The organism is Chromobacterium sp. Panama, from assembly GCF_003052555.1.
Classification (GTDB): domain Bacteria; phylum Pseudomonadota; class Gammaproteobacteria; order Burkholderiales; family Chromobacteriaceae; genus Chromobacterium.
This window is the reverse complement of sequence record NZ_QARX01000001.1, coordinates 624940-640043: the sequence shown is the minus strand read 5'-3', so window position 1 is coordinate 640043 and position 15104 is coordinate 624940. Positions and strand designations below refer to the sequence as shown.

The following is a 15104-nucleotide window of genomic DNA, read 5'->3' as shown; positions in this document are numbered from 1 at the left end:
GGCGCCGACCCGATGAATATTAGCGGCGCAGCCACTGCGCGCCGCCGTCCTGCAACAGCAGGCGGCAGGCGTCGGCAGGAGCGGCTTGCAATTCCACTTGCGCGCTGATCAGTTCGTCGCGGCGGAACCAGTGCAGTTTCAGCTTATCGCCGGGCTGGTAGCGCGCCAGCGCCTTGTCCAGGTCAACGGCCTTGAGCTTGTCTATGGCCACGATCACGTCGCCGCCGGACAGGCCGGCGCCTTGCGCCGCGCCGCCGTCGTAGACATTGAGCACGCGCACGCCCTGGGCCTCGGCCACGGCCTTGATCCCCAGGCTGGCCGGCGCAGGCTTGCCGCTCAACGCCAGGCCGCCGCGGTCGCCGGCGTTGACCGCCGGCTCGAAGCGCAGCTCCACGCCCTGGGCCGCCAACAGTTCGGCCAGCGGCAGGGACTCAACGCCGCGCAGCGCGCGATCGAAAAAGGCCTTGAGGTCCAGGCCGGTGACGGCCTGCGCCTGGCTTTCCCACTCGTCCTCGCCCAGGCCCTTGCCATCGTCCAGCCATTTGCGCCACAGCGCGCGCATCACGTCGTCCAGCGACTGACGGCCCTGGCTGTCGCGGCGTATGGTCAGGTCCAGCGCCAGCGCGGCCAGCGCGCCCTTGGTGTAATAGCTGACGATGCTGTTGGGGCTGTTTTCGTCTTGCCGGTAGTACTTGGTCCACGCTTCGAAGCTGGATTGCTCCAGCGTCTGCTTCAAGCGGCCGGCGCCGCGCTCGACGCCGCTGATGGTTTCCGCCAGCAGGCCCAGATAGCGCTTCTCGTCTATCAGGCCGCAACGCACCAGGCTCAAGTCGTCGTAATAGGAGGTGATGCCCTCGAAGGCCCACAGCAGACGGGTATAGCCTTCCTGGTTCAGATCGTAGGGCGTGAACGCCGCCGGCTTCATCCGCTTGACGTTCCAGCTGTGGAAATATTCGTGGCTGATCAGGCCCAGCAGCTTCAGATAGCCGTCGCCGATCTCCTCTACGCCCTGCTGCGGCAAGTCGTCGCGGTTGGCCACCAGCGCGGTGGAGGCGCGATGCTCCAGGCCGCCGTAGATGTCCTTGCCGACGAAAAGCATGAATACGTAGCGCTCGAAGGGCGCCGGCTCGCCGAACAGCTTGATCTGGTATTCGCAGATTTTCTTGGCGTCGCGCGCCAGGCGCTTGAGGTCGGCGCGGAAGCGGCCGGAGACGACGAATTCGTGCGGCACGCCGCAGGCTTTGAAGCTGACGCGTTCGAAAGCGCCCAGTTCCACCGGGTGGTCGATCAACTCGTCGTAAGAGGCGGCCTGATAGCCGCCGAAGCCGGTTTTCTTGTCCGCGCCGCGCTCCGGCAAGCTGGTCGCCACCTTCCAATCGGCGTAGGCCTTGCCTTCCGGCGGCAGGATCTCCACCTCGCAAGCCTCGTTCTCGTAGCCGTCCGCCGCCAGGAACACGCTGCTGCCGTTATAGAAGCCGCGCTGCGCGTCCAGATAAGCGCCGCGCACCGACAGATCAAACGCATAAACTTTATAGCGTAGAACCAACGAGCCCTTGACTGGCGCGGCTTGCCAACTGTTTTTTGTCAGCTGGACCAGCCGCACCGCTTTTCCCGCGGATTCCGCGCGAATTTCCACAATATGTTTGGAGAACTCCCGGATCATGTAACTGCCGGGAATCCACGCCGGCAATGAGAAAATCTGGCCATTCTTGGCGGGCCGGGAAACGGTCAGGACGACCTCGAAAAGATGCGCCTCCGGGGCGCTCGGACATAGGGTGTAGCGGACGGAAACGGTCATGATCTGCCTGCAATCGTTGCAAAACCTTCTGATTTTAGCACTTGCCGCGGGTAAACGCTGCGTTTTATGACATCTTGATCCAGGTCAAGAAGGCTGGGCCGCCAGACAATACAATCTCGGTCAGTAGCAACAGTATTTGCAAGAACTGTCACGCTCGCTTGAGACATAAATAAAGACAAATGGGAAAGCGACATCCCCCGGCCGTCCAAACTGGCCCGATATGGGTAATTGATTTAGAATGCCGGGTTAACTAAATGGGGAAATTGCGCTGTCGCAATACGGGATGAACTGCTAATACAGACATCAGTACCGCTGCGATCTGGGTCAAGCGCTTGATTTTAATAAAAGTCGTTTTCCCTGCGGCATCGTCTGGATACAGTCACATCGGTACAGATGGGGACAGTTTCCCGGACTTCAAGCCGCCGATTAGATATGTCACGTTCTGAGTTAGCAACCTTGGAGAAAACCCTAAATGGAAACGCAATCCACTTATAACTATAAGGTGGTGCGCCAATTTGCCATCATGACCGTCGTGTGGGGCATTGTCGGCATGTTGGTGGGCGTCATCATTGCGGCCCAACTGGTCTGGCCCGAATTGAACTTCGGCCCCTGGTTCCACTTTGGCCGCCTGCGTCCTCTGCACACCAATGCGGTCATCTTCGCCTTTGGCGGTTGCGGCCTGTTCGCCACCTCCTATTACGTGGTGCAGCGTACCTGTAACGTCCGGCTGATCTCCGACAAGCTCGCCGCCTTCACCTTCTGGGGCTGGCAGCTGGTGATCGTGCTGGCCGCCATCACCTTGCCGCTGGGCCTGACCACCAGCAAGGAATACGCCGAGCTGGAATGGCCGATCAAACTGCTGATCGCGGTGATCTGGGTTGTTTACGCCATCGTTTTCTTCGGCACCATCGCCATCCGCAAGGTCAAGCACATCTACGTGGCCAACTGGTTCTACGGCGCCTTCATCCTGGCCGTGGCCCTGCTGCACATCGTCAACTCCGCCTTCGTGCCGGTGTCGCTGTGGAAATCCTACTCCGCCTACTCCGGCGCCGTGGACGCCATGGTGCAATGGTGGTACGGCCACAACGCCGTGGGCTTCTTCCTGACCGCCGCCTTCCTGGGCATGATGTACTACTTCATCCCGAAACAGGCTGGCCGTCCGGTTTACTCCTACCGCCTGTCCGTGGTGCACTTCTGGGCGCTGATCTTCACCTATATGTGGGCCGGTCCTCACCACCTGCATTACACCAGCCTGCCTGACTGGACCCAGTCCGTAGGCATGGTGTTCTCCCTGGTGCTGCTGGCTCCGAGCTGGGGCGGCATGATCAACGGCATCATGACGCTGTCCGGCGCCTGGCATAAGCTGCGCACCGATCCGGTGTTGAAATTCCTGGTGGTTTCGCTGTCCTTCTACGGCATGTCCACCTTCGAAGGCCCGATGATGTCGATCAAGACCGTCAACGCCTTGTCCCACTACACCGACTGGACCATCGGCCACGTGCACTCCGGCGCGCTGGGCTGGGTGGGCTTCATCACCATCGGTTCCATGTACTATCTGATTCCGCGCCTGTTCGGCCGCGAATCCATGTTCAGCCTGAAGCTGGTTGAAGCCCATTTCTGGCTCGCCACCGTCGGCGTGGTGCTGTACATCGCCGCACTGTGGATCTCCGGCGTGACCCAGGGCCTGATGTGGCGCGCGCTGAACCCGGACGGCACCCTGACCTACGCCTTCGTAGAGGCGGTCAAGGCCACCTATCCGTACCACTTCGTGCGTCTGCTCGGCGGCTTCCTGTACCTGCTCGGCATGTTCCTGATGGCCTACAACACCTTCCGCACCGTAACCGCGGGCCGTGCCGTAGACGCCAAGATCCCGGCCATCACCGCCCACGCTCATTGAGGCGCAAGGAAACATCATGGATAAGATACAAAAACTGATCGAAGAACACGTCGGCTATCTGATCGTGTTCACCCTGCTGGTCGTCAGCGTGGCCGGTCTGGTGGAAATTCTGCCGCTGGCCTTCCAGAAATCGACCACTCAGCCGGTGGCCGGCGTCAAGCCCTACACCGCCGTGCAGCTGGCCGGCCGCGACATCTACATCCGCGAAGGCTGCCATACCTGCCACACGCAGATGATCCGTCCGTTCCGCGCTGAAACCGAGCGCTACGGCCACTACTCCGTGGCCGGCGAATCGGTGTACGACCACCCCTTCCTGTGGGGCTCCAAGCGCACCGGTCCGGACCTGGCCCGCGTGGGCGCCCGTTACTCCGACGAATGGCACCGCGTGCACCTGATCAACCCGCGCGACGTGGTTCCCGAGTCCAATATGCCGGCCTTCCCGTGGCTGGCCAAGAATCTGGCCGACGCCGACATTGTGCCGACCAAGATGAAGGCGCTGCGCCTGGTGGGCGTTCCCTATACCGACAAGGACATCGCCGAGGCCAAGGCCCAGGTGGAGGGCAAGTCGGAAATGGACGTGCTGGTCGCTTACCTGCAAGGCCTGGGCCTTGCCTTGAAGAACGTTCGTTAAGCCATGGACTGGGTAACCATCGGACGCTCGCTGTTCACGGTAGTGTGCTTTGCATTCTTCATCGTGGTGCTGGGCATCGCCTACAGCAAGCGCTCCAAGAACCGGTATGAGGACGCGGCCAACCTGCCCTTCCTCGACGACGACAAGGTGCAGGAAGCGGAACAAGACCAAGCTTCCAACGGAGCAAGAAAATGAGTGATTTCGTGAGCGAATTCTGGAACATCTGGATCACCGCGATCGTGCTGGGCGGCCTCGTCTGGCTGACCTATCTGGTGTTTTCGCAATCCAAGATCAAGGTGCAAAAGGGCGAACAGGTGGAGATCACCGGCCACGTGTGGGACGGCGACCTCTCCGAGTACAACCACCCGCTGCCGCGCTGGTGGATGCTGATGTTCTACGTGACCCTGGCCTTCGCCGTGGTCTATCTGATCCTGTATCCCGGCCTCGGCACCTGGAAAGGCGTGTTCGGCTGGACCTCGGTAGACCAGTACAAGAAGGAACGCGCGCAGGCGGAGGCCAAGTATCAGCCGCTGTACGACCAGTTCCTGAAGCAGGACGTCAAGGCCGTGGCCGCGGATCCCAAGGCTCAGGAAATGGGCAAGCGCCTGTTCCAGACCTACTGCGTGCAGTGCCACGGTTCCGACGCCCGCGGCGCCAAGGGCTTCCCCAACCTGACCGACAACAAGTGGCTGTGGGGCGGCGACATCAAGACCATCCACACCACCATCTCCGAAGGCCGTCACGGCCAGATGCCGGCCTGGGGCGCGGCGTTCGGCGAGGAAAAGGTCAAGGACGTGGCCAACTACGTGCTCTCCCTGTCCAAGCGCAAGCATGACGCGGAGCGCGCGGTGCGCGGCAAGGAAACCTTCGCCACGGTCTGTATCGCCTGCCACGGCGCGGACGGCAAGGGCAACCCGCAGCTGGGCGCGCCCAATCTGACCGACAACAACTGGCTGTACGGCGGCAGCGAGAAAACCATCATCGAAACCATCACCAACGGCCGCAACAACCAGATGCCGGCCTGGAAAGACTTCCTGGGTGAAGGCAAGGTGCATCTGTTGACCGCTTACGTCTGGGGCTTGTCCAACAACCCCAAAGCGCCGCAATAACCGGTGCCGACCAACTGCCCGCTCACGCGGGCAGTATTCTTTCGCGAGGATGTTATATGATTTCATATAACATCTCCGCTCCGACGCAGCCGCGCATTTCGCCAAGTCCATGCCGCGCATGGCTTTGGCCAAATCCGCAGAGAAGGAAACGCCCATGTCCGATTCGCTCAAGGAAATTCCGATCAAGGTCGAACCGCCGCGCCAGGCCGGCCAGCAGCCCGACGCCACCGAGACCGTTTCTCTGTACGAGTCGCATACCAAGATCTATCCGCGCGCCGTCAAAGGCCTGTTCAACAATCTGCGCGTGCTCTTCGTCATAGGCACCCAGCTGGTCTTCCTCGGCCTGCCCTGGCTGAGCTGGAACGGACGCCAGGCGCTGCATTTCGACCTGATCGAACGCAAATTCCACCTGTTCGGCCTCACCATCTGGCCGCAGGACTTCGTCTATCTGGCCGCGCTGCTGATGTGCTGCGCCTTCGCCCTGTTCACCTGGACCACCATCGCCGGCCGGCTGTGGTGCGGTTATTCCTGTCCGCAGACGGTCTACACCGAAATCATGCTGTGGATAGAGCAATGGGTGGAAGGCGACCGCAACAAGCGCATCAAGCTGGACAAGTCGCCGATGAGCTTGCGCAAATTCCGTCTCAAATTCACCAAGCACGCCTTGATGATCCTGTTCTCGCTGTGGACCGGCTTCACCCTGGTGGGCTACTTCACGCCGATCCGCGATCTGGTGGCCGCCGCGCCGCGCTTCGACTACGGACCCTGGGAAGCGTTCTGGATGTTCTTCTACGCCGGCTTCACCTATCTGCTGGCCAACTTCATGCGCGAGCAGGTCTGCAAATACATGTGCCCGTACGCGCGCTTCCAGAGCGTGATGTTCGACGCCGACACTCTGATCATTTCCTATGACGAAAAGCGCGGCGAGCCGCGCGGCGCGCGCAAGAAAGGCAGCGACCCGAAGGAACAGGGTCTGGGCGCCTGCATCAACTGCAGCATCTGCGTTCAAGTCTGCCCGGTGGGCATAGACATCCGCAACGGCCTGCAATACGAGTGCATAGGCTGCGCGGCCTGCATCGACGCCTGCGACGAGGTGATGGATAAAATGGCCTATCCGCGCGGCCTGATCCGTTACACCACGGAAAACGCGCTGGAAGGCAAATACCCGGAAAAGGCCATCGCCTCCCGGCTCAAGCGCCCGCGCGTGATACTGTATACGCTGGTGCTCAGCGTCGTCATCGCCACCTCCATCGGCTCCATGCTGATGCGCAAGCCCTTCAAGGTGGACGTGCTGCGCGACCGCGCCTCGCTGGTGCGCGAAACCGATGCCGGCTGGCTGGAAAACACCTATATCATTAAAATTATCAATACTACGGAACAGAATCAGCATTTCAGGATCACAGCATCGGGCTTGCCCGGCCTGAAAGTGCAGGCCGACCGCAAGGACATCGCCGTCGCGGCCACCGGCAACACCGACGTCACCGTCCACGTCCAGGCCGATCCGCAGTACGCGACCAAGGGCAGCCACGAGATCCGCTTCCTGATCGAGTCCATCAACAACCCTTCCCTGCAAGTGGAAGAGAAGTCCAGCTTCATCGGAGAGTAATACATGCAGCACACCCACCCTGCTCCGCGCCCCTGGTACCGCGAGCCCTGGCCCTGGATTCTGTTCGGCCTGCCGCTGATTTCCGTCATCGTCGGCGTGATGTTCCTCGCCACCGCGATCCGCACCGACGACGGCCTGGTCACCGACGACTATTACAAAAAGGGCAAGGCCATCAATATGGAACTGCGCCGCGACAAGCAAGCCTTCAATATGGGCCTGAGCGCGCAGCTGATGGTGGGCTCGGATCAGCGCACGCTGCGGCTGATCACCACCAGCAAGGTGGCGCTGCCCGCCACCATCACCATGCGCATGGTGCACCCGGCTCAGGACGACTTCGACCAACAGGTGGATATGCGCCAAGCCGGCCCCAATCTCTACCAGGCCACGCTGCCGACGGTTCCGGTCAAGGCCAACCACTGGTACATCCTGCTGGAAGACCAGGCCAAGCAATGGCGGCTGCAGGGCGAGTGGAAGCCGGCTGAAGGCCAGACCGTCTCGCTGGGCCACCCCAACCTGGAGCCGGCGGACTGATGATGACGCGATGGTTCCGCGCCCTGTGCGCGCTGACTCTGGGCCTGGCCATGAGCGCCGCCCACGCCGGCGGCTTCGTGCCCGCCTACCTGACCGGCAATATCGCGCCGCAGCAGAGCGCGACGCTGTCCCAGGCCAAGGACGTGCTGGTCAAGGTTCGCCTGCTGGATCAAAGCCGCCAGGACGCGCCGCCCCAGCTGCTGGCCGAGCAAATCCTGGAAAAGCCGCGCAGCATCCCGGCGGACTTCTCCCTGTGCTACGACAAGCAGGCGATCAAACCCGACGGCCGCTACGTGGTGGAAGGACAGATCTTCGTTGACGGCGAACTGCGCTACAACAGCAGCCGCCAGACCGAGGTGCTGCGCGCCGGCGCCGACGAACACCCGCAGCTGAGGCTGGACACCGTCGGCGGCAATTAAACGCCGAAGCGCTCCGCCTCCCGGCCCTGCTTCCCGCAGGGCTTTTTCTTTGTCCGCCGCCGCCGGCGCCCGATCAAGTGTTGCTGTTTTGCCTCAGCGCCGGCGAGCCCAGCCCTCAGCCTCCCCTCCAAGGCCGGCAGCGCCGCAAACACGCTTAAGCCCTTCTCCCGCCGGGATTTTCGACAATAGCCCGAATGTGAAGCCTCACAGCACCCATGTCATTTTGCTTACAAATAAATATGACAAATAAAGACAGTTAGTGACGCATTTACTCTATAAACACTGATTGTATGGCAACAAATATTAAAAAATTTTCACATCCAAACATTTCCTAGTTATTATCAAAAATTGCCTACAAAATCCAAGGCAAGTAAAAACTACAACAACACCTCACTCGATCTTGCTCGTTCAAGTGGTGTCACTCAAGTCACACAAGGAAATAATCTATGTCGACCACTTCGCATCCCAAAGGGCTCTATCTGCTTTTTGTGACCGAAATGTGGGAGCGCTTCAGCTATTACGGCATGCGCGCCATTTTCGTGCTGTTCATGATCAAGGCTCTGATGTTCGACAAGGCTCACGCCGCCGACATCTACGGCACTTATACCGGCCTGGTCTACCTGACTCCGCTGATCGGCGGTTATATCGCCGACCGCTACTGGGGCAACCGCCGTTCCATCCTGGTGGGCGGCGTGCTGATGGCCATTGGCCAGTTCATGCTGTTCTTCTCCGGATCGCTGCACGACAGCAATGTGCAAAGCGCCTCCTGGCTGCTGTACGGCGGCCTGGGCATGCTGATTGCCGGCAACGGCCTGTTCAAGCCGAACATTTCCTCGATGGTGGGCCAGCTCTACCCTGAGGGCGACAAGCGCGTCGACTCCGCCTTCACCATCTTCTACATGGGCATCAACGCCGGCTCGCTGATCGCGCCGCTGGTCTGCGGCACCCTGGGCGACACCGGCCACCCGGCCGACTTCAAATGGGGCTTCATGGCCGCCGGCTTCGGCATGCTGCTGAGCCTGGTCGTGTTCTCGCTGTTCAAGAACAAATACCTGGTGACCCCGGAAGGCAAACCCATCGGCATGGCGCCCAAGCGCCACCACGACAGCGGCGAAAAAGTGGTTCACGCCCCGCTGACCCGCATAGAGAAAGAGCGCCTGGCGGTGATCCTGATCGTGTCCGCCTTCGTGATCTTCTTCTGGTCCGCCTTTGAGCAAGCCGGCGCCTCGCTGACCTTCTTCGCCGAAGAGCAGACCAACCGCAACCTGCTCGGCTTCACCGTGCCGGCCTCCTACTTCCAGTCCATCAACCCGATTTCGGTGGTGATCTTCGCGCCCATCTTCGCCCTCATCTGGACCAAGCTGGGCCACAACAACCGCGAGCCTAACTCCCCGGTGAAAATGGCGCTGGGCCTGTTCTTCCTGGCGCTGGGCTATCTGGTGATCGCCTTCGGCGTGGAAGGCCTGGAACCGGGCGTCAAGGTCAGCATGCTGTGGCTGGTCAGCCTGTACGTGCTGCACACCTTCGGCGAACTGTGCCTGTCCCCGATTGGCCTGTCCCTGGTGGTGAAACTGTCCCCGGCCCGCTTCACCGGTCTGATGATGGGCATCTGGTTCCTGTCCAACGCCGCCGCCAACAAGTTCGCCGGCACCCTGTCTGAACTGTACCCGGACCCGAGCAAGCCGGTGCCGCACTTCCTCGGCTACGCCATCAGCAATCTGCACGACTTCTTCATGCTGTTCGTGGCCATGGCCGGCGTCAGCTCGCTGGTGCTGTTCGCGCTGTCCTACAAACTGAAGAAAATGATGCACGGCCTGCAATAAGGCCAAGCGTCGACGGCCGGGCGCCCAGCCCGGCCCCGCAAGCAGCCGGCGGACGCCGGCTTTTTTTGCGCCGTCCCCGGCCAACACAGACCGGAGAAAAGGCTTTATCATACGGGGCTTCCAGATTCCGGCCCTTATTCGCCGCCGCGCCCGCGCGCGCCGACGGCCCTCCACCCCGAATGAAAAGATCAAGTCTCTCCTGGCAGCAAGGCGCCGTCGCCGTCCTGCTGCTGCTATTGCTGCTCCGCCTCGCCGGCATGTGGGCGATTCCGCTCACCGACACCACCGAGGCGCGCTACGGCGAAATCGCCCGCAAGATGCTGGAAACCGGCAACTGGGTGACCCTGTGGCACGATTACGGCATTCCGTTCTGGGCCAAACCGCCGCTGTCCAGCTGGCTGTCCGCCGCCGGCATGGGCCTGTTCGGCGTCAATGAAATCGCCGCGCGCCTGCCCTCGCTGTTGCTGGCCGTCGCCACCCTGGGCCTCAGCGCCCACCTGATGCGCCGCCGCAGCGGCGGAGACGCCGCCATGGCCGCCGCGCTGATCCTGGCCAGCGGCCTGCTCTTCCTCGGCGCCGCCGGCACGGTGATGACCGATCCGGCGCTGCTCTTCTGCGTGACCCTGAGCCAGGTCGCTTTCTGGCACGCTCTGGCGCGCGACAGCCGCCGCTGGGGCTATGTCTTCTTTGTCGGCCTGGGACTCGGCCTGCTGGCCAAGGGCCCGCTGGCCGTGGTACTGGTGGGCATGCCCATCTTCTTCTGGGTCTTGCTGCGCAATCAATGGCTGGCGCTGTGGCGCAAGCTGCCGTGGATCGGCGGCGTCTTGCTGATGTTCGCCGTCGCCGCGCCCTGGTACGCGCTGGCGGAACAACGCACCCCGGGCTTCCTCGATTACTTCATCATGGGCGAACACGTCAGCCGCTTCCTGGATTCCGGCTGGAAAGGCGACAAATACGGCTTCGCCCACGCCACGCCGCGCGGCATGATCTGGCTGTACGCGCTGGGCGCCATCTTTCCCTGGTCCGTCGCCATGCTGGCCTGGCTGGTCCGCCACGGCGCCAAGCTGCCGCGGCTCTGCCGCGACGACGATGGCTGGCTGCTTTATCTCTCGCTGTGGACGCTGATGACGCTGCTGTTCTTCACGATGTCCGGCAACATCATCTTCCCCTACTCCCTGCCCATGCTGCCGGGCTGCGCGCTGCTGTTCGCCGAACTGTGGCGTCGCGCGCGCGCCGACGACGCGAAGCGCAGCGCGCTGCCCTGGATCGCCGCGATCGGCGGCGTGGTGCTGCTGGCGCTGCTGGCCTTCAACCACTACGACGGCAACCGCTACCTGCGCACCCAGAAACAGGTGATCGCCGCTTGGCGCGCGCAAAACCCGAGCGCGGACAGCGCCTTGGTCTATTGGGCCGGCCGCCGCGAATTCTCCGCCGAGTTCTACTCCCACGGCCGCGCGCGCACCACGCAGGACCCGCAGCAACTGCGCGCCTGGCTGGCGGGCAAACCCGGCAGCTTCATCGTGGCCGACGAAAACGAGCTGGCGCGGCTGCCGGCCGACATCCGCGCCCGCTTCGCGCCGCTGGGCCGCTTCCAGGTCATGAACGACACCATGCTGCTGCTCGGCGACGCCCCGGGCGCGCGGCAAGCTCACCACGAGGACGCCCAGCATGACTGAGGCTTTTGTGCCGCCCTATCTATTGGCCCAACGCGCCAAGGAGCGCCCGGCCGATCCGCTGGTCAGCTGCGTGGTGCCGGCCTACAACGAATCCGCCAACATCGTGCCGATGCTGCAAACCCTGCATCAGTTGCTCGCCGACGCCGGCTACCGACACGAACTGGTGGTGGTGGACGACGGCAGCCGCGACGACACCGTGGAACAGGTGCTGACCCACGCCGCCGGTCTGCCGGTGACGCTGATCCAGCTGTCCCGCAACTTCGGCAAGGAGATCGCGCTCACCGCCGGCGTCGACCACGTCCAGGGCGACGTGGCCGTGCTGATAGACAGCGATTTCCAGCATCCGCCGGAAATGGTGCCGGTGTTCCTGCAGGAATGGCGCCAAGGCTACGACATGGTCTACAGCGTGCGCAGCAGCCGCGAGGACGAGCCGCTGGCCAAGCGCCTGTTCACCCGAGCCTTCTACCAGCTGGCCAATAGCGGCAGCCGCCACAAGATGCCGGCCGACACCCAGGACTTCCGCGTGCTGGACCGCTGCGTGGTGGAAGCGCTGCGCCAGATGCCGGAGCGCAACCGCTTCATGAAGGGCTTGTACCACTGGGTGGGCTTCACCCAGCGCCCGATGCCGACCCAGACCCGCGAGCGCCGCGCCGGCCAGAGCAGCTTCAACTACCGCCGGCTGCTGGACCTGGGCATCACCGGCCTCACCGCCTTCTCCAATATGCCGCTGCGCATCTGGACCGTGGTCGGCTGCCTGATTTCGCTGTGCTCCATCGGCTACGCCGCCTGGGAGCTGACCCACACCCTGCTGTTCGGCAACCCGGTCAGCGGCTGGCCCACGCTGGCGGTGGCGATCAGCTTCCTCGGCGGCGTGCAACTGCTGTCCATCGGCATACTGGGCGAATACGTGGGCCGTATTTTCGACGAGGTCAAACAGCGCCCCACCTATCTGGTCAGCCGCATCAGCGGCCGCGGGCGGCCGGACGCCGGAGACGCAGGGGAATGAGCCGGGAGCTGTTCTGGTTCGGCGTGGTCGGCGTATCCGCCATGCTGGTGCATTTCGGCGTGGTGGCCTGGCTGCTGGTGCCGCTGGGCATGGCGCCGCTGCAAGCCAATGTGCTGGGCTTTCTGATCGCTTTCCAGGTCAGCTACTGGGGCCACCGGCTGCAAACCTTCCAAGCCGCCCACATCCCCCACCGCCAGGCCTTGCCGCGCTTCTTCGGCGTCGCCTGCCTGAGCTTTCTCGTCAACGAGGCGATGTACGCGCTCTTGCTGCGCTTCACCCCGCTGAATTATCGCGCCGCCCTGTTGCTGGTGCTCGTCGTCGTCGCGGCGCTGACCTTCGCGCTCAGCAAGCTATGGGCCTTCCGTGAGCCGCCGTCGACACAGAAACTACACAGAAGCCCTTAATTTTCAGCACAAAGGGATATAAAACTTTACCCGCTTGTCGCGGTCACACTCCCATGACAAAACGACTGACACTCTGCGCCGACGACTTCGCCCAGTCCGACGCCATCAGCGCCGGCATTCTGGAACTGCTGGCCGCCGGCCGCCTGTCCGCCACCAGCGTGATGAGCCAGGCGCCCAGCTGGGCCAGCCGCGCTGCCGAGCTAAAAACCTTCGACGGCAAAGCCGACATCGGCCTGCATTTCAATTTGACTCACCCCTTTGGCGAGCAGGCGCGTCCCTTATCGCATTGGCTGATGAAGAGTCAATTGCGCCAGCTGTCGCGCCCGACGCTGCGTGATGCCGCCATCATGCAAATCGATCTGTTCTGCCAGCATTTCGGCCGGCTGCCGGACTTCATCGACGGCCACCAGCATGTGCATGCGCTGCCGGTGGTCCGCGACGCCTTGTTCGAAGCCGTTGCCCAGCGCTGGCAGGGCCAGACGCTGCCCTATTTGCGCTCCCCGGACCGCCTGGGCCACCCCGGCGACAACCGGCTCAAGGCGCTGGTGCTGCGCAGCGTCAGCACCGGTTTCGACGACGGCGCTCGCGAGCTGGGCTTCAGCACCACGCCCTGGTTCGGCGGCATGTACTCGCTGACGCCGCAAGCCGACTTCGCCGGCCTGATGCAGCAATGGCTGGCCCGCACGCCGGACCGCGGGCTGATCATGTGCCACCCCGGCCACCCGGCTCAAGACAAGGAAGACCCGATCGCCGCGACGCGGGACAAGGAATTCCGCTTCCTCTCCAGCCAGGCCTTCGTCGAACTCTGCGGACAATACGGCGTGGAATTGGCTCGCTTCGACCAGGCCGCGCCCGCTCCCGCGCCGATGGCGGCCTGAAAGCCGGACCCCGGCCCAGCCTAGCCGCTTACGCCGCCGGCCAGCCCAAATCCCAGGGTTGGCCCAAGTCCCGCAACGCCGCGCAGCAGGTCTCGGACAAGAAGGCCTCGCCTCGGCTCGGCGGGCAGACAAAGCGGAAACTTTCGCCCTCCAGTTCGAAGCGCAGCGCATAGGCGTGCAGATAGCCGCGATCCGCCGGCGTTCCGCCGTATAGCAGATCCCCCAGTATCGGCGCGGACTGCGACTTCAAGGCCACCCTCAGCTGATGGGTCTTGCCGCTGCGCGGCCGCAGCAGGAACAAGCGCAGACCCGGCTGCAGCGAATAGCTGAAGAACTGCGTCACCGCCGGGTTCTGCTGGCTGTTCAGCAAGCGCCAGGCGCCGCCTCGGCCCTTGGCCATATCGCCGGCAACCTTGCCCTGTTTCTTGCCCGGCTTGCGGTCCGACAAGGCCAGATAATATTTCTCTATCTCTCGCCCGGCGAAGGCTTCGCCCAGCCGCGCCGCCGTCTCGGCCGAGCGCGCCACCAGGATCAGGCCGGAGGTGATGCGGTCCAGCCGGTGCACCGGCCACAGCGCCTCGTCGCTCAAGCCGGCGCGCAAGGCCTCCATCAGGCCGGCCTCCTCGCCCTCGCGGTGAAAGCTGACGCCGGGCGCCTTGTCCACCAGATAAAAGCGGGGATCGCTATGCAATAGAGTGAACGCCGCCTCAGGCATCGGCGCCGTCCTGCTTGGAGGCCTGGCGCATGCGCTGTTCGGTTTCCATCCTCATCTTCTTGCGGATTTCCGCGTCGCGGAAACGGTGTTGCTGCTCCGTCGTTTCCAGCGTCAGCGGCGGCACCGGCACCGCCTTGCCGTTTTCGAACGCCACCATGGTGAAATAGCAGCTATTGGTGTGGCGCACCGTGCGCTTCTGAATATCCTCGGCCACCACCTTGATGCCCACCTCCATCGAGGTGCGGCCCACATGATTGACGCAGGCGAGAAAAGTCACCAGTTCGCCCACGTGGATGGCCTGCTTGAACAGCACCTGATCCACCGACAAGGTCACCACGTAACAGCCGGCGTAACGGCTGGCGCAGGCGTAAGCCACCTGGTCCAGCAGCTTCAACAGCACTCCGCCGTGGACATTGCCGGAAAAATTGGCCATGTCCGGCGTCATCAACACCGACATCACCAGTTCGCGCTGGCTCGCCTGATCCACCTGTTGCCCCATGCCATACTCCCAAAAGCGGACCTCGCCCGACGCCGGCCGGCGTGGTCCCGCAAAGATTCGAAACCGCGTATTCTGCGCCCTTAAGCTTGTTTTAAACAGTTTTTAGCGGAAT

At 62.8% G+C, this 15104-nt stretch carries 15 protein-coding genes; 12 read left to right on the top strand and 3 right to left on the bottom strand.

Going from position 1 to position 15104, the window contains the following annotated elements:
• Positions 1-19: 19 nt before the first annotated feature.
• Complete coding sequence (locus DB032_RS03030) at positions 20-1798, bottom strand: M61 family metallopeptidase (protein ID WP_107798191.1); 1779 nt, start codon at positions 1796-1798, stop codon at positions 20-22.
• A 472-nt stretch (positions 1799-2270) separates the two neighbouring features.
• On the opposite strand from DB032_RS03030, the gene ccoN reads away from it, so the two are divergent.
• The 12 genes from ccoN to DB032_RS02970 all read left to right on the top strand — a co-directional run bounded on the left by ccoN (position 2271) and on the right by DB032_RS02970 (position 13778).
• Positions 2271-3695: a cytochrome-c oxidase, cbb3-type subunit I gene (ccoN, locus tag DB032_RS03025; protein WP_107798190.1), complete on the top strand. Its 1425-nt coding sequence runs from the start codon at positions 2271-2273 to the stop codon at positions 3693-3695.
• 16 nt (positions 3696-3711) lie between these two features.
• Positions 3712-4326, top strand: a complete 615-nt coding sequence (ccoO, locus tag DB032_RS03020) for a cytochrome-c oxidase, cbb3-type subunit II (RefSeq protein WP_019102681.1) — start codon at positions 3712-3714, stop codon at positions 4324-4326.
• A gap of 3 nt (positions 4327-4329) precedes the next feature.
• Positions 4330-4521 (top strand): cbb3-type cytochrome c oxidase subunit 3, encoded by a 192-nt coding sequence (locus DB032_RS03015; RefSeq protein WP_048410958.1) that lies wholly within the window; start codon positions 4330-4332, stop codon positions 4519-4521.
• Positions 4518-5435 carry a cytochrome-c oxidase, cbb3-type subunit III gene (gene ccoP, locus DB032_RS03010; protein ID WP_019102683.1) on the top strand — a complete coding sequence of 306 codons (918 nt, stop codon included), beginning with the start codon at positions 4518-4520 and terminating at the stop codon, positions 5433-5435. Before DB032_RS03015 ends, ccoP begins: the two co-directional genes overlap by 4 nt.
• A 154-nt stretch (positions 5436-5589) precedes the next feature.
• A complete protein-coding gene (gene ccoG / locus DB032_RS03005) occupies positions 5590-7041 on the top strand; it encodes a cytochrome c oxidase accessory protein CcoG (protein WP_107798189.1) in 1452 nt (483 codons plus the stop codon).
• A 3-nt stretch (positions 7042-7044) separates the two neighbouring features.
• The gene (locus tag DB032_RS03000) at positions 7045-7572 is read left to right on the top strand and encodes a FixH family protein (protein WP_107798188.1); all 528 of its coding nucleotides are present in this window, start codon (positions 7045-7047) and stop codon (positions 7570-7572) included.
• Positions 7572-7991: a YbaY family lipoprotein gene (locus DB032_RS02995; RefSeq protein WP_227106993.1), complete on the top strand. Its 420-nt coding sequence runs from the start codon at positions 7572-7574 to the stop codon at positions 7989-7991. The genes DB032_RS03000 and DB032_RS02995 overlap by 1 nt, the downstream gene beginning before the upstream one ends.
• 446 nt (positions 7992-8437) lie before the next feature.
• A complete protein-coding gene (locus tag DB032_RS02990) occupies positions 8438-9814 on the top strand; it encodes a peptide MFS transporter (RefSeq protein ID WP_107798187.1) in 1377 nt (458 codons plus the stop codon).
• Positions 9815-9993: 179 nt separating this feature from the next.
• Positions 9994-11490, top strand: a complete 1497-nt coding sequence (locus DB032_RS02985) for a glycosyltransferase family 39 protein (protein WP_107798186.1) — start codon at positions 9994-9996, stop codon at positions 11488-11490.
• On the top strand, positions 11483-12496 hold the full coding sequence (locus tag DB032_RS02980) for a glycosyltransferase family 2 protein (RefSeq protein ID WP_107798185.1): 1014 nt from the start codon (positions 11483-11485) through the stop codon (positions 12494-12496). Before DB032_RS02985 ends, DB032_RS02980 begins: the two co-directional genes overlap by 8 nt.
• Positions 12493-12900: a GtrA family protein gene (locus tag DB032_RS02975; protein ID WP_107798184.1), complete on the top strand. Its 408-nt coding sequence runs from the start codon at positions 12493-12495 to the stop codon at positions 12898-12900. Before DB032_RS02980 ends, DB032_RS02975 begins: the two co-directional genes overlap by 4 nt.
• Positions 12901-12953: 53 nt before the next feature.
• Entirely contained in the window at positions 12954-13778 is an 825-nt protein-coding gene (locus DB032_RS02970; protein WP_107798183.1) for a ChbG/HpnK family deacetylase, read from the top strand.
• 28 nt (positions 13779-13806) lie between these two features.
• Here the strand turns inward: DB032_RS02970 and DB032_RS02965 are convergent, their stop codons facing one another.
• On the bottom strand, positions 13807-14493 hold the full coding sequence (locus tag DB032_RS02965; protein ID WP_107798182.1) for a TIGR01621 family pseudouridine synthase: 687 nt from the start codon (positions 14491-14493) through the stop codon (positions 13807-13809).
• Positions 14486-14992 carry an acyl-CoA thioesterase gene (locus DB032_RS02960; RefSeq protein ID WP_199225795.1) on the bottom strand — a complete coding sequence of 169 codons (507 nt, stop codon included), beginning with the start codon at positions 14990-14992 and terminating at the stop codon, positions 14486-14488. The genes DB032_RS02965 and DB032_RS02960 overlap by 8 nt, the downstream gene beginning before the upstream one ends.
• Positions 14993-15104 lie beyond the last annotated feature (112 nt).